General features: G+C 69.7%; 26 protein-coding genes and 1 pseudogene. 10 read left to right on the top strand and 17 right to left on the bottom strand.

Translation table 11 applies throughout. The features are described from left to right. The first annotated feature begins 52 nt into the window (after nucleotides 1-52). A complete protein-coding gene (locus tag P3T41_RS06880) occupies nucleotides 53-1,309 on the top strand; it encodes an MFS transporter (protein WP_280688669.1) in 1,257 nt (418 codons plus the stop codon). A gap of 19 nt (nucleotides 1,310-1,328) precedes the next feature. Here P3T41_RS06880 and P3T41_RS06875 read toward each other — a convergent pair whose 3' ends face one another. From P3T41_RS06875 to P3T41_RS06865, 3 genes are all read right to left on the bottom strand, one after another. Further along, the gene (locus P3T41_RS06875; RefSeq protein WP_280688699.1) at nucleotides 1,329-1,526 is read right to left on the bottom strand and encodes a ferredoxin; all 198 of its coding nucleotides are present in this window, start codon (nucleotides 1,524-1,526) and stop codon (nucleotides 1,329-1,331) included. Further along, nucleotides 1,526-2,509, bottom strand: a complete 984-nt coding sequence (locus P3T41_RS06870) for a cytochrome P450 (RefSeq protein WP_280688668.1) — start codon at nucleotides 2,507-2,509, stop codon at nucleotides 1,526-1,528. The genes P3T41_RS06875 and P3T41_RS06870 overlap by 1 nt, the downstream gene beginning before the upstream one ends. Nucleotides 2,510-2,772: 263 nt before the next feature. Further along, entirely contained in the window at nucleotides 2,773-3,915 is a 1,143-nt protein-coding gene (locus tag P3T41_RS06865) for a cytochrome P450 (protein ID WP_280688667.1), read from the bottom strand. A 359-nt stretch (nucleotides 3,916-4,274) separates the two neighbouring features. On the opposite strand from P3T41_RS06865, the gene P3T41_RS06860 reads away from it, so the two are divergent. The 5 genes from P3T41_RS06860 (at nucleotide 4,275) to P3T41_RS06840 (ending at nucleotide 8,938) form a co-directional block, all read left to right on the top strand. Next, complete coding sequence (locus P3T41_RS06860; RefSeq protein WP_280688666.1) at nucleotides 4,275-5,324, top strand: aspartyl/asparaginyl beta-hydroxylase domain-containing protein; 1,050 nt, start codon at nucleotides 4,275-4,277, stop codon at nucleotides 5,322-5,324. A 58-nt stretch (nucleotides 5,325-5,382) separates the two neighbouring features. Next, the gene (locus P3T41_RS06855; protein ID WP_280688665.1) at nucleotides 5,383-6,702 is read left to right on the top strand and encodes a hypothetical protein; all 1,320 of its coding nucleotides are present in this window, start codon (nucleotides 5,383-5,385) and stop codon (nucleotides 6,700-6,702) included. 249 nt (nucleotides 6,703-6,951) lie between these two features. Further along, a complete protein-coding gene (locus P3T41_RS06850) occupies nucleotides 6,952-7,305 on the top strand; it encodes a hypothetical protein (RefSeq protein WP_280688664.1) in 354 nt (117 codons plus the stop codon). Then, complete coding sequence (locus P3T41_RS06845; protein ID WP_280688662.1) at nucleotides 7,289-8,134, top strand: hypothetical protein; 846 nt, start codon at nucleotides 7,289-7,291, stop codon at nucleotides 8,132-8,134. The genes P3T41_RS06850 and P3T41_RS06845 overlap by 17 nt, the downstream gene beginning before the upstream one ends. Nucleotides 8,135-8,161: 27 nt before the next feature. Continuing rightward, entirely contained in the window at nucleotides 8,162-8,938 is a 777-nt protein-coding gene (locus tag P3T41_RS06840) for a class I SAM-dependent methyltransferase (protein ID WP_280688661.1), read from the top strand. Between the two features lie 18 nt (nucleotides 8,939-8,956). On the opposite strand, the gene P3T41_RS06835 is transcribed toward P3T41_RS06840, so the two are convergent. Then, entirely contained in the window at nucleotides 8,957-9,850 is an 894-nt protein-coding gene (locus P3T41_RS06835) for a LysR family transcriptional regulator (protein ID WP_280688660.1), read from the bottom strand. 350 nt (nucleotides 9,851-10,200) lie between these two features. On the opposite strand from P3T41_RS06835, the gene P3T41_RS06830 reads away from it, so the two are divergent. Beyond that, complete coding sequence (locus P3T41_RS06830; RefSeq protein WP_280688658.1) at nucleotides 10,201-11,658, top strand: NAD(P)/FAD-dependent oxidoreductase; 1,458 nt, start codon at nucleotides 10,201-10,203, stop codon at nucleotides 11,656-11,658. Between the two features lie 68 nt (nucleotides 11,659-11,726). Here the strand turns inward: P3T41_RS06830 and P3T41_RS06825 are convergent. The 5 genes and pseudogenes from P3T41_RS06825 to P3T41_RS06805 form a co-directional block, all read right to left on the bottom strand. Beyond that, a pseudogene (locus tag P3T41_RS06825) lies at nucleotides 11,727-11,990 on the bottom strand (4Fe-4S dicluster domain-containing protein); the annotation flags it as partial. A 563-nt stretch (nucleotides 11,991-12,553) separates the two neighbouring features. Further along, a complete protein-coding gene (locus tag P3T41_RS06820; RefSeq protein WP_280688656.1) occupies nucleotides 12,554-13,270 on the bottom strand; it encodes a hypothetical protein in 717 nt (238 codons plus the stop codon). Between the two features lie 65 nt (nucleotides 13,271-13,335). Continuing rightward, on the bottom strand, nucleotides 13,336-14,583 hold the full coding sequence (locus P3T41_RS06815; protein WP_280688654.1) for a sigma-70 family RNA polymerase sigma factor: 1,248 nt from the start codon (nucleotides 14,581-14,583) through the stop codon (nucleotides 13,336-13,338). Nucleotides 14,584-14,609: 26 nt separating this feature from the next. Further along, on the bottom strand, nucleotides 14,610-14,993 hold the full coding sequence (locus P3T41_RS06810; RefSeq protein WP_280688653.1) for a YciI family protein: 384 nt from the start codon (nucleotides 14,991-14,993) through the stop codon (nucleotides 14,610-14,612). A gap of 80 nt (nucleotides 14,994-15,073) precedes the next feature. After that, complete coding sequence (locus P3T41_RS06805; protein ID WP_280688651.1) at nucleotides 15,074-15,661, bottom strand: ScbR family autoregulator-binding transcription factor; 588 nt, start codon at nucleotides 15,659-15,661, stop codon at nucleotides 15,074-15,076. Nucleotides 15,662-15,918: 257 nt separating this feature from the next. Here P3T41_RS06805 and P3T41_RS06800 point away from each other — a divergent pair, with 257 nt between their 5' ends. Beyond that, complete coding sequence (locus tag P3T41_RS06800; RefSeq protein WP_280688649.1) at nucleotides 15,919-17,043, top strand: ScbA/BarX family gamma-butyrolactone biosynthesis protein; 1,125 nt, start codon at nucleotides 15,919-15,921, stop codon at nucleotides 17,041-17,043. Here the strand turns inward: P3T41_RS06800 and P3T41_RS06795 are convergent. Then, the gene (locus P3T41_RS06795; protein WP_280688648.1) at nucleotides 17,004-17,633 is read right to left on the bottom strand and encodes a TetR/AcrR family transcriptional regulator; all 630 of its coding nucleotides are present in this window, start codon (nucleotides 17,631-17,633) and stop codon (nucleotides 17,004-17,006) included. The genes P3T41_RS06800 and P3T41_RS06795 overlap by 40 nt on opposite strands. A gap of 87 nt (nucleotides 17,634-17,720) precedes the next feature. On the opposite strand from P3T41_RS06795, the gene P3T41_RS06790 reads away from it, so the two are divergent. Beyond that, nucleotides 17,721-18,887 carry an acyl-CoA dehydrogenase family protein gene (locus P3T41_RS06790; RefSeq protein WP_280688646.1) on the top strand — a complete coding sequence of 389 codons (1,167 nt, stop codon included), beginning with the start codon at nucleotides 17,721-17,723 and terminating at the stop codon, nucleotides 18,885-18,887. A gap of 8 nt (nucleotides 18,888-18,895) precedes the next feature. On the opposite strand, the gene P3T41_RS06785 is transcribed toward P3T41_RS06790, so the two are convergent. From P3T41_RS06785 to P3T41_RS06755, 7 genes are all read right to left on the bottom strand, one after another. Beyond that, on the bottom strand, nucleotides 18,896-19,309 hold the full coding sequence (locus tag P3T41_RS06785; protein WP_280688644.1) for a MerR family transcriptional regulator: 414 nt from the start codon (nucleotides 19,307-19,309) through the stop codon (nucleotides 18,896-18,898). 22 nt (nucleotides 19,310-19,331) lie between these two features. Then, entirely contained in the window at nucleotides 19,332-19,595 is a 264-nt protein-coding gene (locus P3T41_RS06780) for an acyl-CoA carboxylase subunit epsilon (protein WP_280688642.1), read from the bottom strand. Continuing rightward, complete coding sequence (locus P3T41_RS06775) at nucleotides 19,592-21,220, bottom strand: acyl-CoA carboxylase subunit beta (RefSeq protein ID WP_280688640.1); 1,629 nt, start codon at nucleotides 21,218-21,220, stop codon at nucleotides 19,592-19,594. Before P3T41_RS06775 ends, P3T41_RS06780 begins: the two co-directional genes overlap by 4 nt. A 169-nt stretch (nucleotides 21,221-21,389) precedes the next feature. Further along, nucleotides 21,390-22,835 carry an MFS transporter gene (locus P3T41_RS06770; RefSeq protein WP_280688639.1) on the bottom strand — a complete coding sequence of 482 codons (1,446 nt, stop codon included), beginning with the start codon at nucleotides 22,833-22,835 and terminating at the stop codon, nucleotides 21,390-21,392. Nucleotides 22,836-22,866: 31 nt separating this feature from the next. Continuing rightward, entirely contained in the window at nucleotides 22,867-23,097 is a 231-nt protein-coding gene (locus P3T41_RS06765) for a tautomerase family protein (protein WP_280688638.1), read from the bottom strand. 47 nt (nucleotides 23,098-23,144) lie between these two features. Beyond that, complete coding sequence (locus tag P3T41_RS06760) at nucleotides 23,145-23,957, bottom strand: SDR family oxidoreductase (protein WP_280688636.1); 813 nt, start codon at nucleotides 23,955-23,957, stop codon at nucleotides 23,145-23,147. A 298-nt stretch (nucleotides 23,958-24,255) separates the two neighbouring features. Beyond that, on the bottom strand, nucleotides 24,256-24,867 hold the full coding sequence (locus P3T41_RS06755) for a TetR/AcrR family transcriptional regulator (RefSeq protein WP_280688634.1): 612 nt from the start codon (nucleotides 24,865-24,867) through the stop codon (nucleotides 24,256-24,258). A 259-nt stretch (nucleotides 24,868-25,126) separates the two neighbouring features. On the opposite strand from P3T41_RS06755, the gene P3T41_RS06750 reads away from it, so the two are divergent. Then, nucleotides 25,127-25,900 carry an AfsA-related hotdog domain-containing protein gene (locus P3T41_RS06750; protein ID WP_280688632.1) on the top strand — a complete coding sequence of 258 codons (774 nt, stop codon included), beginning with the start codon at nucleotides 25,127-25,129 and terminating at the stop codon, nucleotides 25,898-25,900. Nucleotides 25,901-25,933 lie beyond the last annotated feature (33 nt).

The raw sequence follows: 25,933 nt of genomic DNA, 5'->3' as shown, positions 1-25,933 counted from the left end.
TCGTGGGACGAATGAGTCGCCAGGGCGACCGCCCGACGGCACGCTGCTGCGCATGACCTCTGAACCCCCGTCGCAGACACGCACGCCCTACCGCCAGGTGATGGCTGTGTCACGGTTCCGGTTGCTGCTGGCCGCCAGCGCCCTGACCGGGACCGCAGACTCGTTACGGATCGCCACACTCGCCATCCTGGTCTACACCAGGACCGGATCGGCACTGCTGGGCGCCGTCACCTTCGGGATCGGCTTCGTGCCGCAGGTGGTCGGCTCCACGCTGCTCGGCGCGTTGTCCGACCGCATCCCTCCGCGACGGCTCATCACCTCGGGGTACATGTTCGAATGCGCGGCGGCGACGCTGCTTGCCCTGGCCGATCTACCAGTCTGGGCTTGCCTGGTGCTGGTGGCGGTTGTGGCCTGCTTGACGCCGGTTGCCGGGGGTGCGAGCAACCGGCTCCTGGGGGAAACGCTAACCGGCGACTCCTATGTCCTGGGACGGTCGCTGCTGAACATGGTCAGCTCCAGTACGCAGCTGATCGGGTTGGCAGCCGGCGGCATCGCCGTGACCGTGGTGGGGCCACACCATGCGCTGCTGGTCGGCGCGTTGGCCTACGCCGTCGCCGCGGCGCTGGTACGGACGGGCCTGCCCCGCCTCCCGACTCCCGGGCGAACGGCCTCCGGGCACCCGGCGGACGGCGGCTTCCGGTCCGTGGTGCACGACAGCCTGTCGAGCACCCGCCGGTTGCTGGCCGACGTCCGGGTCCGCAGGCTGCTGATCGCGTTCTGGCTGCCGGCCGGGTTTGTCGCGGGGGCCGAGGGCCTCATCGTGCCCTACGCCGGCGAAAGCGGATTCTGGACCGGTTCCTCGGCCTGGCTGCTCGCCAGCCTTCCCAGCGGCATGCTGATCGGCGACCTGGTCACCGGCCGTCTGATGAGCCCCGCTGCCCGGAAGCGCGCCGTGGTGCCCCTCATGGCGCTCCTGGGGACCCCGCTGATCGTCTTCTTCTCCCACCCCCCGTACGCGCTCTGTGTGGTGCTCCTCGTAGCCACCGGAATGGGCTTCGCCTACGGCCTCGGGCTCCAGCGAGCTTTTCTGGACTCCGTGGCCGAGCCCCGGCAGGGTCAGGCGTTCGGTCTGCTGGCATCCGGACTGATGACACTGCAGGGCGTGGGGCCCGCTGTCTTCGGAGGGCTCGCCCAGATGACCACCGCCGCGACGGCGATGGCCTGCGCGGGCCTCGCGACCCTTGCGACCGCCGCGTGGGCGGCCTCGATCTCGCTGACCGGCCTTGCAGTCTCGGAGCCGCAGGTCTGACCGGACAGGTACCGGCCGCCTATCCGGCTGTGTCCGCCACCAGAATCGCCTGGACCGGACAGAGCTGCGCGGCGAGCCGGACCTCGGTTCCGGAAGCGTCGCCTACCGCCTCCTCCACCACCTGGACGCCGCCCGATGCATCGGATTCGAATACCGCCGGAGCCGTTCGCATGCACTGACCCGCACCGATGCACCGCTCGCGGAGCACCCGCACCATCACGGCCGCCACCGCACCGGAAGGCGGATCATGCCGAAGGTGCGGGCCTCGTAGCGGAAACACGAGTCGTCGAGCTCGGCTGCGACGGCCAGCCGGGGCAGTCTGTCGAACAGGGCCTGGTAGCCGACTTCGAGCTCCACCCGCGCGATGCTCCCGCCGATGCACTGGTGCACCCCGAAGCCGAACGCCAGGTGCCTGCGGGCGTCGCGGTGGATGTCGAGGACGTCGGGATCAGTGAACACCCCGGGATCCCGGTTTGCCGACGCTCCCAGCACGAATACCCCTTCCCCGGCGGCGATGGTGTGCTCACCCAGCGGGATGTCTTCCAACGCCACGCGGTCGAAGCCGACCCAGTCGACGATCGAGTGGAACCGCAGCAGCTCCTCGATCGCGGCTGGCCAGAGGCCGGGGTCAGCCCGCAGTTCCGCCAGCTGCTTTTGGTGCCGGAGCAGGGTGTAGGTCCCCAGGGAGAGCATGTTGGCGACGGTCTGATGGCCCGCCGTCAGCAGCAGGAAAACCATGCCCACCAGGGAGTCGTGGTCGGGCCGGCCTGTCCGGCGCTGCCGGGCGACCAGGCGGCCGATCAGGGTGTCGGCGCGGGGGGCCCGTTCCACTCGGGTGACGAGGGCCTCCAGGTAGTCGAACAGCTGCTGACGGGCCGCCGGGAGCGCCGCGCTGTCGTAGAAGCTGTCGATCATCTTCTGGGTGCAGTCGTTGAAATACGTGCTGTCCTCGGCCGGCACACCGAGCAGGTGACAGATCACGCGCGTGGAGAAGGGATAGCTGAACTGTGCGACGAGATCGGCGGATCCGGCCGCGGCGAATTCGTCGATCACTTCGTGGGCCGTCCGCTCGATGACGGGCCTCAGCTCCCGAGCCCGCCGGTAGCTGAACTCGGAGATGAGGACCTTGCGGTAGTAGTCATGCTCGGGCGGGTCCATGTCGATGAACTGGCCGGCCCGCTGACGGCCGTGTGCGGCCATCGCGGCGAACGGATGGCCCGGCTGCTGCGGGTCGGTGCTCAACCGGTTGTCGCACAACAGTGCGAGCGCCTCTCGATGCCGGGTGATCAGCCACAGCGGCGGGCCGTCCATGAACGTGGCTCGGACGGCGGGGGAGTGACGGCGCAGCTCGCCGTACTCCCTCGGCGGATCGAACGGGCAGGAGCGCGCATAGGGGAAGCGAACGGTCTCGTCCATGACTCTTCGACTCCAGGGTGGATCGCGGTGGTTCGTCGGTCGGCCGGTCAGCGGCGGATCAGCCGGACCGGCAGCCTGTCGAAGCCGCGCAACGTGCCGGTGGGGCGCCGTACCGCCGACCCGGCCTGCTTCAACACGAACTTCCGGCTGAGCCGGGTCAGCACCTGGGATCCCAGTGCGACCGCCAGGTGTGTGCCAGTGCAGGCATGGACGCCTCGACCGAAGCCGAGGTGCGGGTTCGGCGAGCGGTCGAGGCGCAACTCGTCGGCGTCGCGGAATGCGGTCCCATCGCGATTGGCGGATGCCACCACGGCGATCACGACGTCGCCCGCGTCGACCTGGTGACCCGAGGGGAGGCGGACGTCCCGGACGACGGCCCGACTCACCGCCTGGACGGCACCGCTGTGGCGGACGAGCTCGTTCATCGCGACCGCGTCGATCGTCGCGGGTTCGACTGCCGCCAGCGTGCCGTGCCGGAGCAGTGTCGCCGTGACGCTTCCCAGGGTGCTGCTGGTCGAGGAATAGCCGGCCACGAAGAAGTTGCGCAGCGAATTAACCAGATAATGGCGCATGTCAGCACTCTTGTCGAATTCCACGTGGTCTATGAAACCGCCCGGTTTCGGCTGGTCCAGCCAGGGCTCGATGATGTCGCTGAGAAATCCGCGGGCGCGGACGCCGGCCGGTGCACGTTCTGGATCCAATCCCGCGTCCATGCTGAGGATGAGGTCGCGCTGGGCGGCCCGCACGGTTCCCTCATCGGCGGGACCGGGTATCCCGAGGAAGGTGCACATCGTACGTGCGGAGATCTGCTCCAGGAATTCGATGAAATCGAACCCGTCGTGGTCGACCTCATGCATCAGGGCGTCCGCGGCGGTTGCGGCCCCGTCGAGCCAGGCCGCGATGTCCATCTTCCGCAGAGCGGCGATGATCGGCTTGCGGATGGCCTCGTGCAGCGGCGGATCAACGGTCTGGATACTCAAGAACTCCTGGGGGACGGCGTCGCCGATCTTGCGGAAGTCGCAGCTGAAGGCCTCCGGGTTCTGAAGCACCCCCAGGCAGTCGCGGTATCCGGTCACCACCCATGCCTTGAGTCCGTCATGCCAGTGCACGGGATCATCGGAACGCAGGCGGGCGTAGACGGAGTACGGGTCTTCGAGCATTTCGGGATTAAGCGGATCGAAGACGACCATGGATGGGATCCCCTTTGTCAGTTGTGTTGTTCATGAATTCCCGGCCCTCTCGGCCGAGTCTCGGGGATACCTTTCCACGAGGCCGCGCTGGCCATCCATACCATCTTGGCGTGCTGTTCCGGTCAGATGGTATTTCCCGGCCCGGGCTGCGGCTGCGTAGTGTCCTTTCCAACACCGAATCGGTGCCGGGACGACGGCGGAGGAGGTGCGCTATGCGTTACGTCCACTGAGGCTGAGTAAGGCACCCGTCCCCTGGGATACAGGGGCGGGTGCCACCGCCAGGACCGAATCAGCGGTCCCAGGCTGCTCTGGATGAATCCGTCTCATCGAAGTGCGCTGCCCTAGAAGGAGGAGAACTGATGCGAAGCGTCGATCCCTGGCCTGCGGCCCCGGTGCTCCGCGCGCTGCCCCCGGTGGCGCGGCTCGACATGGACTTCGATGTCGCGCCCGTACTCAAGGAGCTGGCGGATGTCGCGCCGGGGACCTGGTCGAAGATCCTCATCATGACCGGCGAGGGCCTCGGAGCTCCGGCCACCCAGTCCGACTGGCGGACCATTCCGCTGCGGAGCATCGGCGGCGCCCAGTCGCGGACCGATCCCGGCGGGCCGGACCTGGAGGACTTCGCGGACACCGCCTGGCTGGATCGGCTTCCTTCCCTCCGGGAGGTCATCGCGGCGCTTCCCCAACCGGTGCGCTCGGTCCGCCTGATGGCTCTCGGGCCCGGAGCCCGATCCCCGTTGCACAGCGACACCAAGTGGAACCTGCCCTGGGGAGTGGCGCGCCTGCACGTGCCGCTGGTGACGGTGCCCGAGGCGACTCTCAGCATCGGCGGGGAGGACCACTGCTGGGCGGCGGGTCAGCTCTGGTACGCGGACTTCACCCGTGGGCACACGGTTCAGAACACCGGCGCAGCCACCCGGGTCCACCTGGTGGTCGACGTGGAGGTGTCCGGGGAGCTTCTCGGTCTGCTCCCGCCGGTCTTCCAGCGGCCGGAGCACGTCGAGGGCTACCTCTTCTCGAAGCCTGCCGTTCAACTGACCATGGACCCGGCCGAGTTGGCGTGCCGATTCGAGGTGCCGGGGGCGTTCCTGTCCTGGGAGGAACTCGACGGGTCCTTCCTGGAGGACACCAGCAGCGTCGAGGTGTCGACGGCCGAGGTGGACGGCAGGCTCGTCCTGTCGGTGCAGGGCAAGCCGAGGTTCGGGCTGGTGCACGTGGGCGGGGACGAGTTCCGGTGGTCGGGCTGGACAACGGAGCGCACCATACAGCTGAAGCTGGACGACCCACAGCCGCACGTCGTGCTGCGGACCCGGCGGGGCGGCGAGGAGTGGTCGCTCAGGACGGCTACGGCGGCGGTCGCGTCCGGAGGCGGTGCGCAGGCCACCACGTCCTCGACGGCCGGGATCTGACGTGATCACACTCGAACAACAGATCCATGAACTCAACGCGCCACTCCATGAGTTTGCGATGAGTCACGACGAGGAGATCATCGCCCACTTCGGCGCCGACGGGCCCGGTACGCGGGAGATCGTGCGGCAGAACCTGCGGTGGCACGGCGAGTTCCTCCCCGTTCCGCCCGCTCTGCTGCCGGCCGCCGCGGTCGAGAGGATGGCCGCCTGCCACACGGCGCTGCGCCGTGGGCTGGACCACCTCTTCGACACCCGCTTCCAGTCCTCCTGGAAACACCTGGCCGCCGCGCTGCGCCTGGAGGAGCCGACTCTTCGCTACGTGGACACCAGTCGCCGTCCGAACTGGTTGACCATCTGCCGGCCCGACGTGGTCCTGAACGGTGACGCGATCTCGATCGTCGAGCCCAACGCCGGGTCGAGCTGCGGGTTCATGCCAGAGGCCGACGTCCTCGGGCGCCTGTTCGAAACCGCTCCCGCCATCGGTGACCACCTACGGGCCCTGGGGGCCCGCCGGCAGGATGCCGTGGCCGTCCTGGCCGCCTACCTCTCGCGCCGGCTGCATGCAGCCGGAGAGCCGACGTCGGCCCGGATCGCCGTGATCGAATTCGCGGCCGAACTGCGGGAGTACGACGCCGACTTCGAACTGATGGCAGGCGAACTCCGGCGGCACGGGCTGCGCGCCGAGGTCGCCGCGGTCGAGGACCTGGAGGTCAGGCCGGACGGTGTGTTCCACGGGGACGAGCGGTGCGCTCTGCTCTACCGGTTCGCCGCGGAGGAGCCGGACCCGGTCGGCAACTTCGAACTCCTGGCCCCGTTGCTGGAGGCTGCCAGGGCCGGACGCGTGGTGATCGCCGACGAGTTGGAGGACGCCATCGCGGCCAACAAGACCGTCCTCGCCCCGCTGTCCGAGGAACTCGACGCGGGCCGGATGCCACGTGCCCTGGCGGACGTGCTGGCGACCTTCGTTCCGTGGACGCGGGTCCTGGAGGAGGACACCACCACGGTCGACGGCGAGTCGGTCGATCTTCCGGCATGGGTGCTGGCGCACCGCTCGGAACTGGTGCTGAAACCCGGAGCCGGCTTCTGCGGCCGCGGTGTCACGGTCGGCGCGGAGGCCGACGAGGCCACCTGGAGCGGAGCCGTCGAGTCCGCGCTGGGTTCCGGTGAGGCGTGGATCGTCCAGCGGCTGATCGCCTCGCATCCCACCCGCAGCGCGATTGTGCGCGACGAACGGCTGCTCGCCGAGGAATCCTACGTCGACTACGGATACTTCGCCATCGACGGCTCCGTGCCGGCGGTGATCCGGAAGAACGCGCCGTTCGGCACCAAGACCCGGCGCGTGAAGCTTGCCGCGGTCGGACCGGTCTTCCTGGTCTGACCCGCTTGCCGCCGGTTCCCCCCATGACTCCCGGTTTGATCCGGGGCCCGTCCGTTCCAACGCCGAGAGGAGGTGAAGAACATGGCCGTCATCAAGAAGCTCGCTGTGGCGCTGACCGCCCGCAACCGCGTGGAGAGCCTCAAGCACCTGGTTCTGCGGTGAATCTGAGGCCATGCAGGGGCGTCGCGGACGCCTCTGCATGGCCCTCCCCGTGTTGTCACACCAGCTCACCGGAGACGGAGGCCCCGAGTGCGACAGGTCGTCGAACTCTCACTGACCGCGGCACTGTTCCTCAGGATGGTGCACGCCGGCTTCCTGCCCCCCGTGGGCAGGGCGATGAGCTGGCCCATGTACGCCTGGGCCACTGCGGTGATCGTCACGACGGAGGTCGCGCAGACCTCCTCGCCCACCGGTGAACGGGTCGTGACCGAGCTCTACCGGGCCATTCCACGGGGCGAGTTCATGGTGGGCCCGGACCAGCTCGACGACTACGTGCAGTATCTCCGGGAGCGGTACCCGGAGGTGACCTGCTCGGGCGTCGCCTACGGACCATTCGGCGAGCGCGCGGTGGGAATCGTGGATGGCCATGTGGCTGTTTCGTGAGCTGCTGACCGGCTTCTCGACGCCCGTGCACGACAGCCGCATCCAGGTGTACCGGGTGCTCATCGCTGTCGCCGCCCTGCTCAAGACGGGGGCGACGCTCTTCCTCGGGGACTGGAACAGGCTGCGCGCGGGCTCCTTCGGACGCTTCCGGCTGGAGCGGCGGTGGGGCATCGACAGGGCCAGGCTGCTCAGTTCGGTCCACCAGCCGCTGGTGGTCGCCCGACTCGCGGCGAGTGTGCTGCTCCTGTTCGGCATCCAGTCCAGGGCCGCGATCGTGGTCCTGCTCCTCGGGTTCGCGCAGGAGCTGTGCTACGAGTACCGCTTCAACACCATCTACCTCGTGACGTGCCTCTGCTTCCTGCTGCCGGCCCAGAACCTGGGCACGACGCTCGCGCCGTCCGACGGGGTCAGCACCGGCAATGCGTGGAGCCAGTTCCTGATCGTCCTGCTGACGGTGGACGTCTACTGGAACAGCGCTTACCAGAAGCTGCGGTCGCCCCAGTTCATGAGCGGGCTGTCGCTGGTCCAACAGGCCTACATCGCCGCCACTGTGCGGCCCCGGATCGTCGGCTGGGAGTACTGGCACCCGCCGACCGGGGCGACCGCGGCCATGGCCGCCGGCGCCGTGCCCCGGCGCTGGCGTGTCCTCGCCGTGCTGGTCGTCGCGCTGGAGATCCTGCTGCCGGTCGGTCTGCTGGTGCCCCCGCTCCGGCCGTTCGCCGTCGTGGCGGGTGTTGCCCTGCACCTGGGCTTCATGAGCATCCTGCCGCTCAGGCTTGCCCCCTTCACCCTGGCATCGCTGGCCAGTTATCTACTGTTCGCGTCCTGACCGGATCCACTTGAGGAGTCACAGAACATGCACATCGACGGGCGAACCGTGTTCGGCGTCGCGGCGGACGAGTACGACCGCATGCGTCCGGACTACCCGGTGGGCTGGCTGAGTCGCTCCCTGGGCGACGTGGCCTCTGGTGGGACCGTCCTCGACATCGGCTGCGGTACCGGGAAGTTGGGACGTGCCCTGCGCTCGGTCGGGTTCGAGGCCGAAGGCGTCGAACCCGACGAGCGGATGGCCGCCGTCGCCGTGACCAACGGGCTCGGGGTGGACGTGTCCTCGTTCGAGGAGTGGGACCCGGGTACCCGGCGGTATGACGTGGTCGCCTGCGGTCAGGCGTGGCACTGGCTCTCGCCCGACTCCCGGGCCCAGAAGGCGCGGTACTGCCTGAAGCCGGGCGGCAGGCTTCTCCTGGTGTGGAATATCGGCTCCCACCAAGCCGACGTGGCGGATGCCCTCGCCCGCGTCTACCAGCGGTTCGCGGACGAGGGCGGCCCGGCGGACGGCGATGGCGAGCCTGAGGAGGAGCGCTCTCCCATCGACTTCGCCCTGTTCGAGAGGGAACTGGGGGAAGCGGGCTTCGAGGGTGTCCGTCGGGAGGCCGTCCCGTGGCGCCGGTCGTACTCGGCGGCCGAGTGGCGCAGCCTCCTGGCCACCGAGAGCGGACACCTCGCGCTGCCCGCCGACCGGCGGTCCCAGCTCCTTGACGCCGTGCAGCGTCGGGTCGCTTTGATGCCGGGCGGCGGCCTGGAGGTGGAGTACGAGTGCATTCTGCTGACCGGCACTCGGCCTCGGCGGTAGAGAGCTGCCGGGGCCCGGTCAGTGGTTCGCGGCCGTCCGCATCGACTGTCTGCGCAGATGGTCGATGACACCGGTCGCTACTGCGGGGCGGAGCACGGAAGGGTTCCAGGCGGCGACCATCCGCCAGACGGAGGGCAGGCCGACGCTCTTCCAGCGCGCGCCGACGCTGGCGGCGAACAGCGGGGTTCCGAGGGAGACGCTGTCCTTACGGGCCAGGATTCTGCCCAGCCCGGGCTCCGACGTGGCGAAGTACCTGATGTGTGGAATGAAGCCTACCGATCGGCATGACTGGACCAGGGTGTCGTGCAGGGTCGTGCCCGGCGGGTACGCGGTCCACTGGTCGTTTCTCAGATCGTCGAGGCTGAGCCCCTGGGAGTCGCCCATGGGGTGATCCGGCGAAAGGACCACGCCGACCTCCTCTTCGTGTATCGTAGCGACCCGAAAAGCGGAATGATACCTTTCGGCTGTCTCGACGAGTTCCGACGTGACCGCGAAATGGAGAAGGCCGTTCAATAACGACGGCCAGAGGGTCTCCGGCTCGGACATCACAATTTGCAGCCGAGTGCCGGAGGGTTGGGGGAAATCGGCCAGGGTGTCGAACAGGGCAGTGGACCCCACTCCTAGCAGGAATGAGGCCTCCTCGTTGTGCGTCGCATTCTCCACTGTGGTCTCGAGCATCGACATGCCGGCGTCGACGGCCCTCAGGTGGGGAATCAGCCGGCTGGCCCCCTCCGTCAGCACGACACCCCTGGGCTCGCGTAAGAAGAGTTCCATCCTCAGTTCTTTTTCGATGCGATGGAGCTGAGCGCTGAGCGACGGCTGGGGAATTCCAACCCTGCGGGCGGCTCTGGTGATGCTTCTCTCGTCTGCGATAGCCAGGATCATTCTTACGTGCCTAATATCCAAACGCATGGCATCCCTCGCGGTATGGATGAGGCGGACCGACTCATGGAATGGCGCCGGTCCAAAGGAGTAGTACGAACAATGGTGCATGAGCGTCCCGATCAGCGCAACGGGGGTCAGGAAACATCCAGCAATGTCCGATTTAGGACGAGTGGTGCTCCCAGAGGGCGGTGGCGGATACCAGACAAACCGCGTGGAAATTCTCAGATCCTGCCGGCCCGGCCCGCAGCGGCGGAAGAAGAGTGTGGACGGTCTTTCGAGAAAAAGTCGGGCCGTCCGGGTTTGTCGACGGGGCGAGCCGGGACAGCATCGGACGGGATGCTGCTGGGAAAGCAGCCGGTGTCGAGGAGAGGAGCCCCATGACCGCGGACACTGTCGTGGTGGGCAGTGGCCCGAACGGTCTGGCCGCAGCGGTGACCATGGCCAGGGCCGGTCTGGCCGTCGACGTGTACGAGGCAGCCGAGGAGATCGGGGGCGGACTGCGCTCGCAGGCCCTGTTCCGGCCGGACGTCGTTCACGACATCTGCTCGGCGGTGCATCCGATGGTCGCTGCGTCCCCCTTCTTCAGGGGGTTCGACCTGCTGGCACGCGGGGTCGAGCTGCGGCAGCCGGAGATCAGCTACGCCCATCCGCTCGAGGGTGGCCGCGCCGCGCTCGCGTTCCACAGCCTCGCGCGGACCTGCGAGCGGCTCGGCCCAGACGGGCGCCGCTGGGAGGCCTTGATGGGTCCGTTGTTGGAACGCAGCCCCGGGGTGGTCGACCTGATGCTGTCGGTTCGGCCGAACCCGGCGGTCGATCCGCTCTCGGCCCTCCGGCTGGCGCGGCGGATTCTCGGCCACGGCAGCCCGCTGGCCACCCGGCAGTTCGCCGGGGAGGAGGCGCCGGCCCTACTGGCGGGAGTGGCGGCGCACGTCGTCGGGCCGATGCCGACCCCGGCCTCGGCGGCTGTCGCGCTGATGCTAGGTCACCTCGCCCACGGCAGCGGTTGGCCGCTGCCACGGGGCGGCAGCGGCCGGATCGCCGAGGTGCTGGCCGCCGACCTGCTGGCGCACGGCGGCCGGATCCATCCCGGGCAGCGGGTCACGGACCTGCGACGGTTCGCCGGCATCCGAGCGGTGCTGCTCGACATCGGAGCCAAGGAATTCTTGACGATCGGCGGGGACCTGGTTCCGGCCGGCTACCGGAGGATGCTGGGCAGGTTCCGCGACGGCCCAGGCGCGGCCAAGGTCGACTACCTGGTCAGCGGGCCGATCCCGTGGACCGAGCCGCTGGTCGGCCGGGCCGGGACCGTCCACCTCGGCGGCACTCAGCGGCAGATCTTCCGACAGGAGACGGCGGTGGCCCGGCGCCGGCGCGGCGGCGCACCCTTCGTCCTGTTGGTCGACCCCTGCGCGGCTGACCCGGGGCGGGCGGCGCCAGACGGTCAGCGGCCGGTCTGGGCCTACGCGCACGTGCCCAACGGGGACCCCACGGAGCCGGCGGAGATGGTGACTTCGCGGATCGAGCAGTACGCCCCGGGCTTCCGGGACACTGTGCTGGCCTGCCGTGGGATCAGCGCCGCAGCGCTGGAGGCCTACAACCCGAACTACGTCGGCGGCGATATTGCCGCTGGCGCGGTGACCCTCAAGCAGTCGCTGATGCGTCCCGGGCCGCGCTGGGACCCCTACCGCACACCGCTGCGCGGGGTGTACCTGTGCTCCGCGGCGGCCGCACCGGGGCCGGGCGTCCACGGGATGTCCGGCTACCTGGCCGCCCGCTCCGCGCTGCGACGGGAGTTCGGCATCCGGCAGGCTCCGCCGCTTGGGCCCACGACCTGAGTCCTGCTGCGACGGCATGAGGGCCCCGGACCGCACTCGGCCGGTTTCCGGGGCCCTCGTGTTCGGCGTCAGCTTTGGCAGGCCGCCTGCGGCCTGCGGGCGGCGCGGAGCAACTCGCGGTTCATGTTGGCGATGCTGGTCAGCGGGACGCCCTTGGGGCAAGCCGCCACGCAGGCGCCGCAGTCGATGCACTCGGCGCGCTCGAAGGCCAGGTCCGCGTTCGCCTTGAGGGCCTGGGTGGAGTGGGCCTCGGGGCGGCACCGGTGGGCGCGGTGATGTAGCCGCTGGCCTGGATGATCCACGTTGAACGCCGTGCGGTCCACCACCAAGTCTGCGCGGCACTCGCTGCAGGCCGCGTCCTCCCGCAGATGCAGGGCGATCAGGTGCAGCCCGCACAGCTCGCCGATTCGAAGCCTGCCATCGGCGAGCCATGTCACCACCAGCCGGTCCCGCGCGGCGTTCACCGTCTGCAGGAGCTTCTCTCGTGCGCCGTCCGGGAGCAACTAGCCCTGTCTCCTTGCGCGGTTCCCCAGCAGTTGTGGGTAATCGACAGGCTCAGTCTTGGACAGACTGGTGCGTCCGGTGTGGCCGTGTGCGGCCGGTGTGCGGCCGGACGCCTCTGGATGAGGCAGCATCAGGCAGTGCAGTCTGGGAAGTCGACCGTGCTCTGATCAGGCAAAACGGCACTGCGGAGCATGAGCCGGAACCAGCCGTCACGACCCCTCGTGGCCTCGTAATGCGTAGGTCTCGGGTTCGAATCCCGAAGGCGGCTCCATCGTGAACCCCAGGTCAGGCCTCTGACCTGGGGTTTCTCTGTTTCGGTTGACCTTGGAATCCACCTGGATCTGGTGATCACCGGCCAGTCCCGGACGGGCCGTCGGCCGGCCGCCTGCGGTCAGCGGACGGTGATCTCGCCCATGTCGATGGCGACCAGCAGCGGCTCCGGGATGAGCTGGTAGTCGCCCTGCCAGGCGTAGCCTCGTCGCGTGGTGGGGATGACGATGCCGTCGACGTCGCGGTAGCCGGTGGCGTAGAGCAGCCCGGTCGCCCCGCCGAGGATGTCGATGGTGAAGTCGTGGCGGCGCAGCAGTCCGTCCGGGCCGAAGCAGGAGATCTGCTGGCGGGCGTGGCTCTTGATGTGGTCGGGGAACGTCACTTGCAGCCGCCGCCACGTTTCACCGTCGGCCTCGACGGGGGCGATCTCCTCGGTGACGAACCCGGGCAGGGTGTAGAGGAACGGCGTGTTCAGGTACGTCCACAGTGCTTCCCCGGTGAAATAGGCGAGCTGAATGTCGTCCCACGGGGTCTGGAGCTGATGGCCGTCGAACGACGTCTCCGGGTCGTCGCGTGCCTCGATGAGCGCGCCGTCACGGCGCTGCAGGACGACTCGGCGGGGCTCGAAGACCGACCGTCTGTCCTGGCCGGTGAAGTGCATCGTCAGCCGCTCCCGCGTGGTGTCCACCTCGAGGCGAACGTCCTTGAGCGCGTCATCCTGGCTCTTGAGGGACCAGAGAGCCCCGGTGATCGAGGCGTCGACGGTGATCGACTTGACCTGGTTCCATCGGTCCAGGCCGCCGTGCGCGGCGACGGCGGCGTCGAGTAGCTCGTTCATTTCTCCTCCTGGCTGCTGGTCTTCACCAGGACGACGAACGGCGGGCACCGAAACCGGACGCGGCACTAGGAGATTTCCAGGCTCTCGATCCGCCGCTCGAAGGACACGCGCTCGGCCGGGCTCCGGGACAGCGCGATGGCGCGGGAGTAGTGCTCCCGGGCCGCGGTGTGGCAGCCGGCCCGCCGTTCCAGGTCAGCCCGGGCCGCCCAGTAGAAGGGATACCGGGACAACTTCGGCTCCCCGGCCAAGGCGATCAGCTCGCGGCGGCCGGCATCGATGCCGTCCCGCTCGGCCAGGGCCAGCCCGCGGTTCAGCGCCACGACCGGGCTCCAGGACTGCTGGGCGAGGACCTGATAGAAGCCGACGATCCGGTCCCAGTCGGTCTCCCGGATCGATGGCGCTATCGCGTGCTCGCAGGCGATGCCGGCCTCCAGGTGCCAGTGGGACAGGTGGTCCCCGGCGGCCGAGCGGGCCAGGTGCATCAGACCGCGTTCGATGCGCGCCCGGTCCCAGCGGCTCCGGTCCTGGTCCTCGAGGGGCACGAACACACCGTGCTCATCCAGGCGCGTCGGCAGGCGGGCGGCGTCGAAGCAGAACAAGGCGGCCAGGGCGTGCACCTCCGGTCGCGCCGTCGCCTTGGCGTCCAGCAGCAGTTCGGTCAGACGCAGCGCGTCCTCGCACAGGAACGGACGTACCGGGTCGTGCGGGTTGCTGCCGTGGTAGCCCTCGTTGAACAGCAGATAGAGCGATCGCAGGACGGAGTCCCGCCGGGTGTCGATGTCAGGCAAGTCGTCCACGTCGGGCAACCGGCCCAGCTGACGCAGCCGACCGCGACCCCGGTGCAGCCGTCGGTCGATGGTCTGGGTGTCGACCAGGAACGCCTGACCGATCTCCTTGGGCGACAGACCACACAGCCACCGCAGGATCAGGGTCACGTGCGTCTCGCGGTTCAGGCCGGGATCGCAAACCGCGAACATCATCGCCAACTGGCTGGAGCTCTCGGCGGCAGGGGCCAGTGCCGCCTCGATCGTTCCGGTCAGCGCCGTCATCGTCGCCAGTTCGGGCAGGAACGAGCGGTGGCGCTGTTCGCGGCGGATGATGTCGATCGCCCGGTTGTGGGCGGCCCGGATGAGCCACGCCTTCGGGTCCTGCGGCAACCCGAGACGCCAGGCCTGCATGGCACTGACCAGCGCGTCGTGGACGACGTCCTCGGCCAGCGGGATGTTGGACGGACCCAGGACCCGGGTCAGCGCGCTGACCAGGTGCGCGTACTCCTTCCGGAACAGGTCCTCGACCAGTTCCGCACATGACACCGCGGCAGGCCCTCCGTCCACGAGCCTCAGATCCGAGGGTCCTGGACCGGCCGCACCTCGACGGAACCGCCGAACTCGTATGTCGGGCATCCGCGCGCCACGTCGATGGCGTCTTCCAGGGAGGCGGCCTCAAAGACCATGCTGCCGGTCACCAGATCCTTCGACTCCGCGTAGGGGCCGTCGGTGACCACGCGTTCACGGCCCCGGACCGCGGCGCCCGGGTTGTCGAGCGCTGTTCCGGTGTTGCACCGACCCTGCCGGGCCAGCTCATCGGACCAGCGGTACCACTTCTCGACGTGGGCCTGAAGCTCCGAGGGCGACAGATCGTGCCCCGAGACGGCGCCCCCGCGAAAGATCAACATGAACTTGCTCCGCGGGGCGTGCTCCCCGCCTGGAGGTTCCGGCGTCATGGCTCCCAACCGTATCTCCCGCCGCCCTGAATCGACGGCACATACAGCCGCGCCATTCGCCTCCCGCAGCCTGCGCGTGCTCAGGCGGACTTGCGGCGGGCGGGCTTGCGCGCCGGTCGCGGGACCACGACGTCGATCAGCTCCTGCACCCGCTCGGCGATGTCGGCGCGGTCGTTGAGCACCCAGGAGATGTGCTGAGCGCCGAAGAACGCGCTGACCAGCACCCGCGCCAGCGCCTCGGGTTGCGCGTCCGTGGGCAACTGGGCGGTGTCCTTGGCCTGTTGGAGCCAGGTGGTGACCGAGTCGGTGTACCCGAGGTACGGCATCGGCAGGTCCGCGCCGATCAGCGACCGCTCGATCTGCAGCCGCGCGCCGGCCTGGACCGTCCGGTTGTCGCGGAACGCCAGCGCGGTACGGGTGAGCAGCTCGGCCACCGCGTCGAGCGGGGACAGGTCGGCCGCGCGTACGCCGGCGGCGATCGCCGCCTGCAACTCGTAGAACTCCTCGGCCACCGCCTGCGCGAGCGCATCCTTGTTCGCGAAGTGGAAGTAGACGGCGCCCTTGGTCACGCCGGCGAGCTCCGCGACGTCCAGCACGGTGACGGCGGGGAAGCCCTTGGCCGCGAACGCCTCGGCCGCCGCGTCGAGCACGACACCGCGGGTGCGCACGGCGCGTTCCTGCTTGAGGCCGGGCGCCTTCCGCGCTCCGGTCTGGCTGGCCGGGGGCCTCTCTTTACTGCTCTCCGCGGCCATGGTGCCCTTCCTGGTTGCGCGTTGCTGTGGCTGCTGGTGCCTGGCCAGCGCTAGACGATCGACAAACCCCTTGAAGTATACCTTCGGGAATGTATTGTAATCGTCGACTCGGCGAGTGCAAGCACTGTGCCGCCGAGGGCGTCTGCGTGAATCACTTCATGAGGGGACAGACCATGCATCAGCCTGCCACCATCTCCGTGGACGCGGCCGTTCGGCCGCTCGCCACGCCCGGCCCGGCCGTCGAGAGCGGGCTGAGATTCGGGCAGCCGGTGCCGCGTCAGCTGGTTCACAAGGCAGCGATCGCGGAGGTCCTCCTCACCGACACCGTCCGCCGTGGCGAGCACGAGTTCCTGGTCGCCGCGCAGTGGCCGCGGGACCACGCCGTCTACGCGCCGAGCGCGGCCGGGCTGAGCGATTCGCTGCTGTTCGCGGAGACGATCCGTCAGTCGCTGGTGTACCTGGCGCACACGTACTACGACGTTCCGCTGTCGCACCGGTTCATCGGCTCCGGTGCGGAGTTCGAGATCACCGACCCCGGGCCGCTGTACGTCGGCGGCGAACCGCTGCCGGTGGTGCTGGAGGCCCAGCTGCTGTGGGTGGGCAGCCGGCCGCCGCAGCGCTTCGGCATGCGGCTGGAGGTGGTGTTGACGGTCGGCGGGAAGACCTGCGGCCGCGGCGCGTTGCAGCTCATCGCGGTGGACGACAAGCGGTACACGATGCTGCGCGGCCGCGGCGCCCGTCCGGCCGGCGCGGCCGTGACCGGTGCCACGGGGGTCGGCGTGGCGGGGATGAGTGCCGCGGGGATGAGCGCGGCGGGACTACGGGTGTCGGAGCGGGTCCGCCCGTCGGTGGTCGGCCGCCAGCGCGTCAAGGACAGCCTGCTGACCCGCCGATCCGGCGGCCCGTGGCAACTGGTGGTGGACACCCGGCACGCGATCCACTTCGACCACCCCAGCGACCACCTGCCGCTGATGGTCGCTGCCGAGGGCTTCCGCCAGCTCGGGCACCTGCTGGTGCACCACGGCGGCGCCGGGACGGCCGACGGCCAGGCCGGCCCGCGCGCGTTGGTCGGCCTGGAGGTGGACTGCCTGGCCTTCGGAGAGCTGGGCGAACCGATCTACCTGATTCCGCGCGACGCACGACGCGCGTCGGCGCCGGGCCGGGTGCACCTGGAGATCGACGCGGTGCAGGCCGGCCGGGTGCTCGCGGCCTCCCGGGCGACCTGGGACACCACCACGCGCGCCGCCCTGCCGGGCGGTCAGCCGGTCTCCGCGACCTCCTCAACGCCTGGGTCCTGAGTGCCCGCGTCCCGAGCGCCCGCATTCGGGCCGAAGGCGTCCCAGATGTCCCGCACCCGAGCGGCCAGACCGCGCCGATCCACGCCGGGGGCGGTGTAGTACGCGCCGATCAGCATCACGACCACGAGGTCGGCCAGCGGCATGGCGGGCGGCCGCCCGTCGAGCGCCCCGGCCGTCCTGGCGCTCTCCACCACCTCCTCGGCGAGCCGGCGCAGCTTCTCCAGGAACGCCGGCGGCTCCTGGGCCGCCTGTGCCTCGTCCATCACCAGCCGCAGCGCGGCGTTGATCCGCACGTCCGACTCGATCCGCTCGGCCAGTGCGAGGGTGAGTGTGCGCAGCCGTTCGAGAGCCGGTGCGTCCGCGGTGGCGGCTTGCGCGGCGAGCGCGGCCACCACCTGGTCCAGCTGTTCGGTCAGTGCCTGGGCGAGCTTCTCCTTCGAAGCGAAGTGGCCGTAGAGGGCCCCTTTGGTCAGTCCGGTGCGGTCCGCCACGTGCTGGAGGTTGGCGCGTGGGTAGCCGTGCCGGGCGAACTCGGCGGCGGCCGCGTCCAAGACCAGCTCGTGGGTGCGTCGGGATCGTTCCTGCTTCACCTGCGGATTTCCCTTCCGGGACGGGGTAGTTGGTCGACCCAAAAACAATACCTTCCTGAATGCACTTTTCCGAAGGAGTACTCCGGCATGTCGAACGTCTTGACGGACAGCGTTTCGGTGGCGACCGGCTTCTCGCCGTCCGTGCGGCAGGCGGTTCGCCACGCCGCCCGGCTGGCGGCAGTCGACGCCGAACAGGCCGACAGAGAAAGCCGGTTGTCGATCCGGACGGCGGCCGCGGTGAGTGCCGCCGGCCTGCCCGGCTACTTCGTGCCGCAGCGCTGGGGCGGCCGGGACGGCAGCTTCGCCGGCCTGTTCGCCGATGCCGCCGCGCTCGGCGAGGGCTGCTCGTCGGCCGCGTGGTGCGGCGCGTTGTGGGCCACGCACGGCCGCTACGCCGCGCATCTGCCCGAGGAGGGCCAGTGGGAGCTGTGGGGCGCCTGCCCGAACGTACGGATCGCCGCCGCGCTCACGCCGCCCTCGGGAGTCGCCATGCCCGAAGGCAGCGGCTGGCGCCTGCACGGCACTTGGCACTTCGTCAGCGGGGTCGACTTCGCCGACTGGGTGCTGCTGGCCGCGCCGGAGCCGGGCCAGCACGGCGGGCGGATCCGGGTGCTGCTGGTGCCCGCCGAGCAGGTCACCGTGCTGGACACCTGGGACAGCACCGGGATGCGCGGGACCGGCAGCCACACCGCGGTGGTCAAGGATGCCTTCGTGCCACGGCACCGCTCCTTCCTGATGGACGAGTTGCTGCTGATCGAGGGGACCGGGGAGCGCGGCGAGCGGTACGCGGTCCCCGCCCATCTGGCCGGCGGGACCACGTTCTGCGCCGCCGCACTGGGCGCCGCCCGCGGGGCCCTGGAGCTGTGGTCCCGGTGGGCCGGATCGAAGGCGACCGGCAGCGGACGCTCGAACCACGAGAGCGCGGCCGTACGCGAGACCCTGGCCACCGCGTCCGCCCACATCGACGCCGCCGAGCTGCTGCTCACCAGAGCGGCGTACCGGGCGGACACCGAGCTGGTCACGCCGCTGCTGGTGGCCGGCAACCAGCGTGACGCGGCCGTCGCGGTCGACCTGCTGGTCGGTGCGGTCGACCGGATGCTGCGGATCGGCGGGGCGCACATGCGCGGCGCGGGCGACGAACTCCAGCGCCGGTGGCGGGATGTGCACACCGTCGCCGCGCACCGGGTGCTCCGGCTGGAACTGGTGGCCGAGGCCTACGCCACGGCGGCCCTCGGCGCCCGGCAGGATCCGTAGGAGAGGCCCTAGCGGGCGCGGGACTGGGCCAGCACGGCCTCCCGCTCCCGGTAGAAGCCGATCCGCCAGTCCAGATAGCGCAGGGTGGCGGCGTAGCCGTCGACCTGGGAGCGCAGGTGGTCCCGGTGCGCTTCGAGCAGTTCCCGACGGGCGGCGAGTGTCCGGTCGCCCTCGCGGTTCAGCTCGACGTAGCGGCGCAGGTCGGTCAGCGACATGCCGGTGCTGCGCAGGTGGTTGAGGAACTTCAGCCAGCGCAGGTGGACCGGGTTGTAGATCCGGTCGCCGGCGCCGTCCTCGGCGCCGCTGTCGATCAGACCCTGGTCCTCGTACCAGCGCAGGGACTGTGTCGACAGCCCGCTCAGGCGGACGACCTCGGTCGTGGAGTACGTCTCCGCGTGGGAGGAGGGTCCGGTTGCGTACATGATGTCGGTCCTTCGGTGGGCGTCAGCGTCGCCAGGACCTGGCGACGCGGTGCGTGGAGTGCTCGGGCCGGTCCCAGCCGATCGGGCCGCGGACGTCCGCGGGCGGGTCGGCAGGCGCCCGGTGGCGCAGCAGGCCGAGGAGCACCGCCGTCGTGGCGGCGACCTCCTCGGCGGTCGGGTTGCCGCGCAGAACGCGCAGCACCTCGGCTCCGGTCGGCGGCGAGCCGGGCTCGTCGGTGGGCCGGCCGGTGTCCTTGGGCCGGCCGGTCTCCTGGACGGTCGTCACGCCGGCTGGTTCCCGTGCTTGCGGGAGGGCAGTTGGGCGTGCTTGGCGCGCAACATGGCCAGCGAGCGGATCAGCACCGACCTGGTGTCGCGCGGATCGATGACGTCGTCGACCAGGCCGCGTTCGGCCGCGTAGTACGGGTGCATGAGCTCGCTCCGGTACTGCTCGATCCGCTGCGCCCGCACGCCCTCGGGGTCGTCGGAGGCCGCGATCTCCCGGCGGAAGATCACGTTGGCGGCGCCCTCGGCGCCCATCACGGCGATCTCGTTGGTCGGCCAGGCGAGCGAGAGGTCGGTGCCGATCGAGCGGGAGTCCATCACGATGTACGCGCCGCCGTAGGCCTTGCGCAGCACCAGCGAGATCCGCGGGACGGTCGCGTTGCAGTACGCGTACAGCAGTTTGGCGCCGTGCCGGATGATGCCGTCGTGCTCCTGGTCGACGCCGGGCAGGAATCCGGGCACGTCCACCAGGGTCACCAGCGGAATGTTGAAGGCGTCGCAGAACTGCACGAAGCGGGCGCCCTTCTCGGCCGCCTTGATGTCCAACACGCCTGCCATCGCCGCTGGTTGGTTGGCGACGATGCCCACCACCCGGCCGTCGAGGCGGGCCAGCACGCAGAGCAGGTTGCCCGCCCAGCCCTGCTGGATCTCGAAGAACTCGCCGTCGTCGACGATCTCCTCGATCACCCGGCGCATGTCGTACACCTGGTTGGGCTCGGCCGGCACCAGGTCCAGCAGCGCCTCGCAGCGCCGCTCGGGATCGTCCCAGGACGGCTCGCTCGGCGGCAGTTCGTGGTTGTTGGCCGGCAGCAGCGAGAGCAGGTAGCGCACGTCCTGTAGGCAGCCGACCTCGTCGTCGTAGGCCGCGGTGGCCACCCCGGAGACGGCGGCGTGCACGTCGGCGCCGCCGAGCCCGTTCTGGGTGACCTGTTCGCCGGTCACCGCCTGGACCACGTCGGGTCCGGTGATGAACATCTGCGAGATGTCGCGCACCATGAAGACGAAGTCGGTCAGCGCGGGGGAGTAGGCCGCGCCGCCCGCGCACGGGCCGAGCATCACGCTGATCTGCGGGATGACGCCGGAGGCCAGCACGTTCCTGGTGAAGATGCCGCCGTAGCCGGCCAGCGCCGAGACGCCCTCCTGGATCCGGGCGCCGGCGCCGTCGTTGAGGCTGACCAGCGGTGCGCCGGCGGAGAGCGCGAGGTCCATCAGCTTGTGGATCTTGGCGGCATGCGCCTCGCCGAGTGCGCCGCCGAAGATTCTGAAGTCGTGCGCGTAGGTGAAGACGGTACGGCCGTGCACGGTGCCCCAGCCGGTCACCACCCCGTCGGTGTAGGGCCGCTTCGCCTCCAGGCCGAAGCCGCTGGCGCGATGCCGGCGCAGCGGTTCGATCTCGGTGAACGACCCTTCGTCCAGCAGGAGTTCGATGCGCTCACGGGCGGTGAGCTTGCCCCGGGCGTGCTGCTGGGCAGTCGCACCGGGGCTGGGTCCGTCGTGCAGTCCCGCTCTGATGATCTCCAGCTCGGTGAGTCTGGTGTGAGTGGACAGGACGGCGGATTCGTTCGAGCCGGCGGGATCGGGCCCGGGTTGGGTGAGGGCGACGGAGCGCTCCTGGATCACGGTCATGTTCGCGCATGCCTCCCAAGGTCGGCGGTGAGCATGGTGCCATGATGCCAGATTAACATTCCTTTGTGAAGGTATTTGTTGCCGGCCGGGCTGCGCGAAAGCCCCCCGCGGCCGATCGGGTCGGCCTGCGAGGGGCTGTCGCGGGGGAGCTGGTGGTGGTTCAACTCTCCTACTTGGCAGATCGGTTGACCATTCGGGGGAGCAGCAGCCCGGTGGTCACCGCAGTGGCGAGCAGCATCACGGTGCAGATCACGAAGCTCGTGGTCATACCGTTCATGAAGGTCGCGCGGTCGGCGATCAGTGCGCCGAAGGCCGCCACCGCGAGGCAGCTTCCGACCTGGCGACCGGTGTTCAGCACCGCGGCGGCGGTGCCGGCCCGCTCGGCGTCGATGTTCTCCAGCAGCGCGGCGGTCAGCGAGGGCACCGCGAGCCCGCCGCCCAGGCCGATCGGGACCAGCAGCAGCACCGGGATCAGGATCGGGGTGCTCGGGGTGACCGTGAGCATCAGCAGCGAGCCGGCGACCATCACGAGCTGACCCAGCGTCATCGGCACCCGGGCGCCCTTGCGGGCGGCCAGCTTGACACCGGCCATGTTGATCACGGCGATCAACGCGCACATCGGGATGAACATCGCGCCGGTGCTGACCGGGGAGGCGCCGCGCACCTGCTGGAAGTACATCCCGAGCAGGAAGATGGCGCCGTAGAAGACCGCGTTGATGGTGAAGCCGGCCGCCAGGCAGACCAGCACGGTACGGGACTTGAAGAGGCTCAGCGGCACCATCGGCTGCTTGCGCCGGGCCTGGGTGATGACGAAGAAGGCCATCGAGACGGCTGCCAGCAGCAGGGTGCCCAGCACGCTCGCGGTGCCCCAGCCGCCACGGCCGCCTTCGATCACCGCGTAGGTCAGCGCGGCCAGCGAGACCACGACAGAGGTCTGTCCGGGCAGGTCGACCGGCGCCTGGCGCCGGGTAGACCGCGGGATCCGGCTGAGCAGGCCCAGACCGATCACGCCGACCGGCAGGTTGAGGTAGAACACGGCCCGCCAGCTCAGCCCGCTGGTGAGCATGCCGCCGACCACCGGTCCGACGGCGACCGCGACCGCACCCGCGGCCGTCCAGATCGCGATCGCCCGGGCCCGCTTGGCCGGGTCGTCGTAGTTCTGCCGGATCAGGGCCAGCGAGGCCGGGACCATCAGCGCGGCGGCGCCGCCCTGCACCATCCGGGCGACGATCAGCGTGCCCAGCTCGGGTGCCAGTCCGCAGGCCATCGAGGCGACGGTGAACGAGGCGAGCCCGACGGCATACGCGCGGCTCGCGCCGATCCGGTCCGAGAGGGTGCCGGCCGACAGCATGAAGGCCGCGAACATCAGGGTGTAGCCGTCGACGATCCACTGCAGGTCGGCCATCGAGCCGCGCAGGCTGCTGGAGATGGCCGGCAGCGCGACGTTGACCACCGAGCCGTCGAGCGAGATGACGAAGAAGGCGAGCAGCGCGGCGGCCAGCACGGTGTTGGGCGATACGCGGCGCGGTGCGGGCGGTTCGGTGCCCGCCGTCGTGGTGGTCCGGGTGGTCGGTGCGGTGCGGGCCGGGCGGGCGGTCCGGTCGAGAAGGGCCATCAGATCTCTCCTTGGGGAAGCGGGCGGACGGTCAGACGCCGGCGGCGGCGGTACGACGACGGCTGAGTTCGGCGAACTCGGGGTCGGTGCCGAGCACTCCGCCCTCGCCCCAGCGGTTCTGCGGAATCTCGTTGATGTACACGGTGATCTTGTCGAGCGGGGCGCCGATGACGCGGTGCACGGTCGCCGTCAGCTCCTCGATCAGCTCCTGGCACTTCTCGTCGGTCTGGTTCGGCCAGGTGGTCATGGACAGGATGGGCATGGTGGTCTCCAGGAATGAGTAGTCGGTAGGAAGGGCGAAGTCCGGTACTACAGGCCGGCGCTGGCGCCGCCGTCGAGCGTGATCGCCGCGCCCGCGAGGTGCCGGGCGGCGGGGGAGAGCAGGAAGCCGACGAGCTGGGCGACGTCCTCGGGCCGGGCGAGCGAGCCGAGCGGGGTCTGCGCCGCCACCTGGGCGGTGACCTCGTGGGCGGTGCCGCCGAGCCGGTCGGCGAGGTCCTTGGCGATCTGGTCCCAGAGCGGGGTCTGCACGGCGCCCGGATCCAGCACGTTGACCCGGATCCCGCTGCGACCCAGATCCTTGGAGACGGCCTTGCCGAAGGTCGCGAGGGCCGCGTTGACCGCGCTGTTCACCGGGAACAGCGGGTCGGGGTCCTTCCGGAAGACGCCGCTGATCAGGACGATCGCGCCGCTGCGCGCTTCGGTCATCGGCTTGGCGACGGCCCGGGTCAGCCGGACCGCGCCCATCAGCTTGGCGTTGAAGGTGGCCTGCCACATCTCGTCGGTCGTCTCGTCGAGCGAGGCCATCGGCCCGTCGCCGGCAGCGTGCACCAGGGCGTCGATGCCGCCCAGTTCACGCACGATCGCGGCGACCGTCTCGTCCACCGAGCGGGTGTCGTTGATGTCGGTCCGGTAGGGCACCAGCCGGTCGGTGCCGCCGATCCGCTCGCCGATCCGCTGCCGGGTCCGGGCCAGTCGCTCCTCGTCGCGGCCGAGCAGCGCCACCGTGGCGCCGGAGCGGGCGAGTTCCTCGACGATCGCCGTGCCCATGCCGCCGGTCGCGCCGCTGACGGCGGTCACGGGAGCGGTCCGGGTGCGGTGCTCCGAGTCGGTCGTTGCCATGGTCGCCTCACTTTCGCGGGACGGCTGTCCCGGTGCGGGTGCTCCCTGATGGGGGAGAGGGGGAAGCAGGCCTGGGGCAACCGACAGCAACGGCGGTGACCGTGGGGCCGCTTCAGTGGAGACGAAGCGCGTCCGGCCTGGTGAGAACGAAGGTAGCCCGATCCGCGATCGAGCGCAACCATCTAGTTGGTTTTCCTGGACCAGCTGGTTGGTTTCTTCGAAGAACGACCCCGGAGACGACGAAAGGGGAGCCCGGGCAACCCGGACTCCCCTGCGTGACACCCCCGCTGATGGCTGATCAGCTCGTGGCACTCTCCCGCAGCACGCTGTCGATGATGACGTGCCCGTGGGCGATGATGCCGGCGCGCAGCAGCTCCCAGCCGGCGTCGGTATCGCTGTCCGGGCCGAGCATCAGCCGGCGCTGCTGCGGCACGATGAACGGCCAGGACGCCAGGCCGACCAGCGCGATCAGCACCCGGGCCGCCTCCGCCGGATCGTCGACGCCGAGTGCGATGCTCAGTGCGACGGCCTTGTGGACGTAGTAGGCCTCGCGATCCTTCTCGTCCGGGATCGGCCGGTCGCGGTAGTGCAGGCCCTCCCAGGCGAGCAGTCGGACGAGGTCGCCGAACTCGCGGTGGTAGTCGAAGACCTGGCCGACGTAGGCGCGCAGCCCGTCCTCGGTGGTGGGGATCGGCACGGTCGCGCCCATGTGCTCGTACACCTTGCTCAGGACGGCGGAGAACAGCGCCTCCTTGTTGCCGAAGTAGGCGTAGATGCGCTGCTTGTTCACGCCGGAGCGCTCGGCGATCCGGTCCACGCGGGCGCCGGCCATGCCGTGCTCGGAGAACTCCGCCTGGGCGGCCTCCAGCAGTTTGGTGCGGGTCAGCTGACCCTTGGGTGTCTCAGCCATGAGACGAGGGTAGTCCAAGGTGAAACCAACTGGATAGTTCAGAAAAACCAACTAGATGGTTGCGCCCGACCCCGGTCGTGTTCTACGTTCTTCACATCGGCCCCGCCGCAACGGCGAGGGAGACGGAAACGGGGAAGCCCCAACCCTCCCCGTGACCGTCCGCGACCGAGCTCGCATCCCCCACTGCACGGCTGCACCACCTCCCTCTTGCTCGCGGTATCCGCTCCGTGCGGAGCCGCCCCCAACCAAGGAGATGCTCATGTCGGCTATCGCTCGCCCCCTGCTGATCGTCGGGGACCGGTTCTTCGGATTCTCCGGCCAGGAAGGCGTCCTGACTGTCAGTCAGTTCATCGACGAACTCGGACTGGGCGTGTACTCGCTGGACGACCGCCCGATCGTGATCCAGGCCGGACAGGGCGTCACCAGTGCGGAACGGCAGTCGATCCACGACCACGCCCGCCTCTTCGGCCTCGCCGAACGACTGGACTTCCGCTATCACGAACCCGCCCTGGCAGCCCGCAACGAGGCGCACAAGCACGACAGTTGCAACACGCTGATCGCCGACCTGCAGCGGCTGGACGTCGACCTGTTCGCCGCCAACCTGCGGGTGCACAACGACAACGAGCTGCTGATCGACCACCAGACCGGTGAACACGTCCAGGGCATGGTGGCCATCGAGGCCGCCCGACAGATGTTCCTCGCGGTCAGCGAGCGCTACCACGCCTCGCGGTACTCGGAGCGGAACTACTACTACGTCATCGAGTCGATGAACACCGCGTTCGAGAACTTCCTCTTCCCGCTCGACGCCACCATCGAGTTCCGCACGGTCAAGGCCGAGCTCGACGACCCGTCCCGGCTCTCTTTCGCCGCCGAGATCAGCATCCTGCAGGCCGGCCGGCGCTCCTCGCTCACCGAGGTCGCCTACACCGCCTTCGAGTCGCACGTCATCGAGGCCAAGGAGCACAAGCGGGCCCGGTTCGCGGTGGACCAGATCGTCGCGGCCGTACCGGTCCAGGAACTGATCGCGGCCTGAGCGTTCGGCACACCCAGAAGCACCCGCACGGCA

Source organism: Kitasatospora sp. GAS204B, assembly GCF_029892155.1.
Classification (GTDB): Bacteria; Actinomycetota; Actinomycetes; order Streptomycetales; family Streptomycetaceae; genus Kitasatospora.
This window is presented reverse-complemented; position numbering and strand designations above follow the sequence as displayed.

Excerpts from the sequence above, each read along its gene's own strand:
- P3T41_RS06770 (WP_280688639.1), bottom strand. The coding sequence starts at position 22,835 with ATGGCCCTTCTCGACCGGACCGCCCGCCCGGCCCGCACCGCACCGACC.
- P3T41_RS06765 (WP_280688638.1), bottom strand. The coding sequence starts at position 23,097 with ATGCCCATCCTGTCCATGACCACCTGGCCGAACCAGACCGACGAGAAG.
- P3T41_RS06860 (WP_280688666.1), top strand. The coding sequence starts at position 4,275 with ATGCGAAGCGTCGATCCCTGGCCTGCGGCCCCGGTGCTCCGCGCGCTG.
- P3T41_RS06835 (WP_280688660.1), bottom strand. The coding sequence starts at position 9,850 with ATGCGTTTGGATATTAGGCACGTAAGAATGATCCTGGCTATCGCAGAC.
- P3T41_RS06870 (WP_280688668.1), bottom strand. The coding sequence starts at position 2,509 with ATGGCCGCACACGGCCGTCAGCGGGCCGGCCAGTTCATCGACATGGAC.
- P3T41_RS06880 (WP_280688669.1), top strand. The coding sequence starts at position 53 with ATGACCTCTGAACCCCCGTCGCAGACACGCACGCCCTACCGCCAGGTG.
- P3T41_RS06800 (WP_280688649.1), top strand. The coding sequence starts at position 15,919 with ATGCATCAGCCTGCCACCATCTCCGTGGACGCGGCCGTTCGGCCGCTC.
- P3T41_RS06840 (WP_280688661.1), top strand. The coding sequence starts at position 8,162 with ATGCACATCGACGGGCGAACCGTGTTCGGCGTCGCGGCGGACGAGTAC.
- P3T41_RS06820 (WP_280688656.1), bottom strand. The coding sequence starts at position 13,270 with ATGAACGAGCTACTCGACGCCGCCGTCGCCGCGCACGGCGGCCTGGAC.
- P3T41_RS06790 (WP_280688646.1), top strand. The coding sequence starts at position 17,721 with ATGTCGAACGTCTTGACGGACAGCGTTTCGGTGGCGACCGGCTTCTCG.
- P3T41_RS06865 (WP_280688667.1), bottom strand. The coding sequence starts at position 3,915 with ATGGTCGTCTTCGATCCGCTTAATCCCGAAATGCTCGAAGACCCGTAC.
- P3T41_RS06855 (WP_280688665.1), top strand. The coding sequence starts at position 5,383 with ATGAGTCACGACGAGGAGATCATCGCCCACTTCGGCGCCGACGGGCCC.
- P3T41_RS06760 (WP_280688636.1), bottom strand. The coding sequence starts at position 23,957 with ATGGCAACGACCGACTCGGAGCACCGCACCCGGACCGCTCCCGTGACC.
- P3T41_RS06755 (WP_280688634.1), bottom strand. The coding sequence starts at position 24,867 with ATGGCTGAGACACCCAAGGGTCAGCTGACCCGCACCAAACTGCTGGAG.
- P3T41_RS06785 (WP_280688644.1), bottom strand. The coding sequence starts at position 19,309 with ATGTACGCAACCGGACCCTCCTCCCACGCGGAGACGTACTCCACGACC.
- P3T41_RS06810 (WP_280688653.1), bottom strand. The coding sequence starts at position 14,993 with ATGACGCCGGAACCTCCAGGCGGGGAGCACGCCCCGCGGAGCAAGTTC.
- P3T41_RS06830 (WP_280688658.1), top strand. The coding sequence starts at position 10,201 with ATGACCGCGGACACTGTCGTGGTGGGCAGTGGCCCGAACGGTCTGGCC.
- P3T41_RS06750 (WP_280688632.1), top strand. The coding sequence starts at position 25,127 with ATGTCGGCTATCGCTCGCCCCCTGCTGATCGTCGGGGACCGGTTCTTC.
- P3T41_RS06845 (WP_280688662.1), top strand. The coding sequence starts at position 7,289 with ATGTGGCTGTTTCGTGAGCTGCTGACCGGCTTCTCGACGCCCGTGCAC.
- P3T41_RS06775 (WP_280688640.1), bottom strand. The coding sequence starts at position 21,220 with ATGACCGTGATCCAGGAGCGCTCCGTCGCCCTCACCCAACCCGGGCCC.
- P3T41_RS06875 (WP_280688699.1), bottom strand. The coding sequence starts at position 1,526 with ATGGTGCGGGTGCTCCGCGAGCGGTGCATCGGTGCGGGTCAGTGCATG.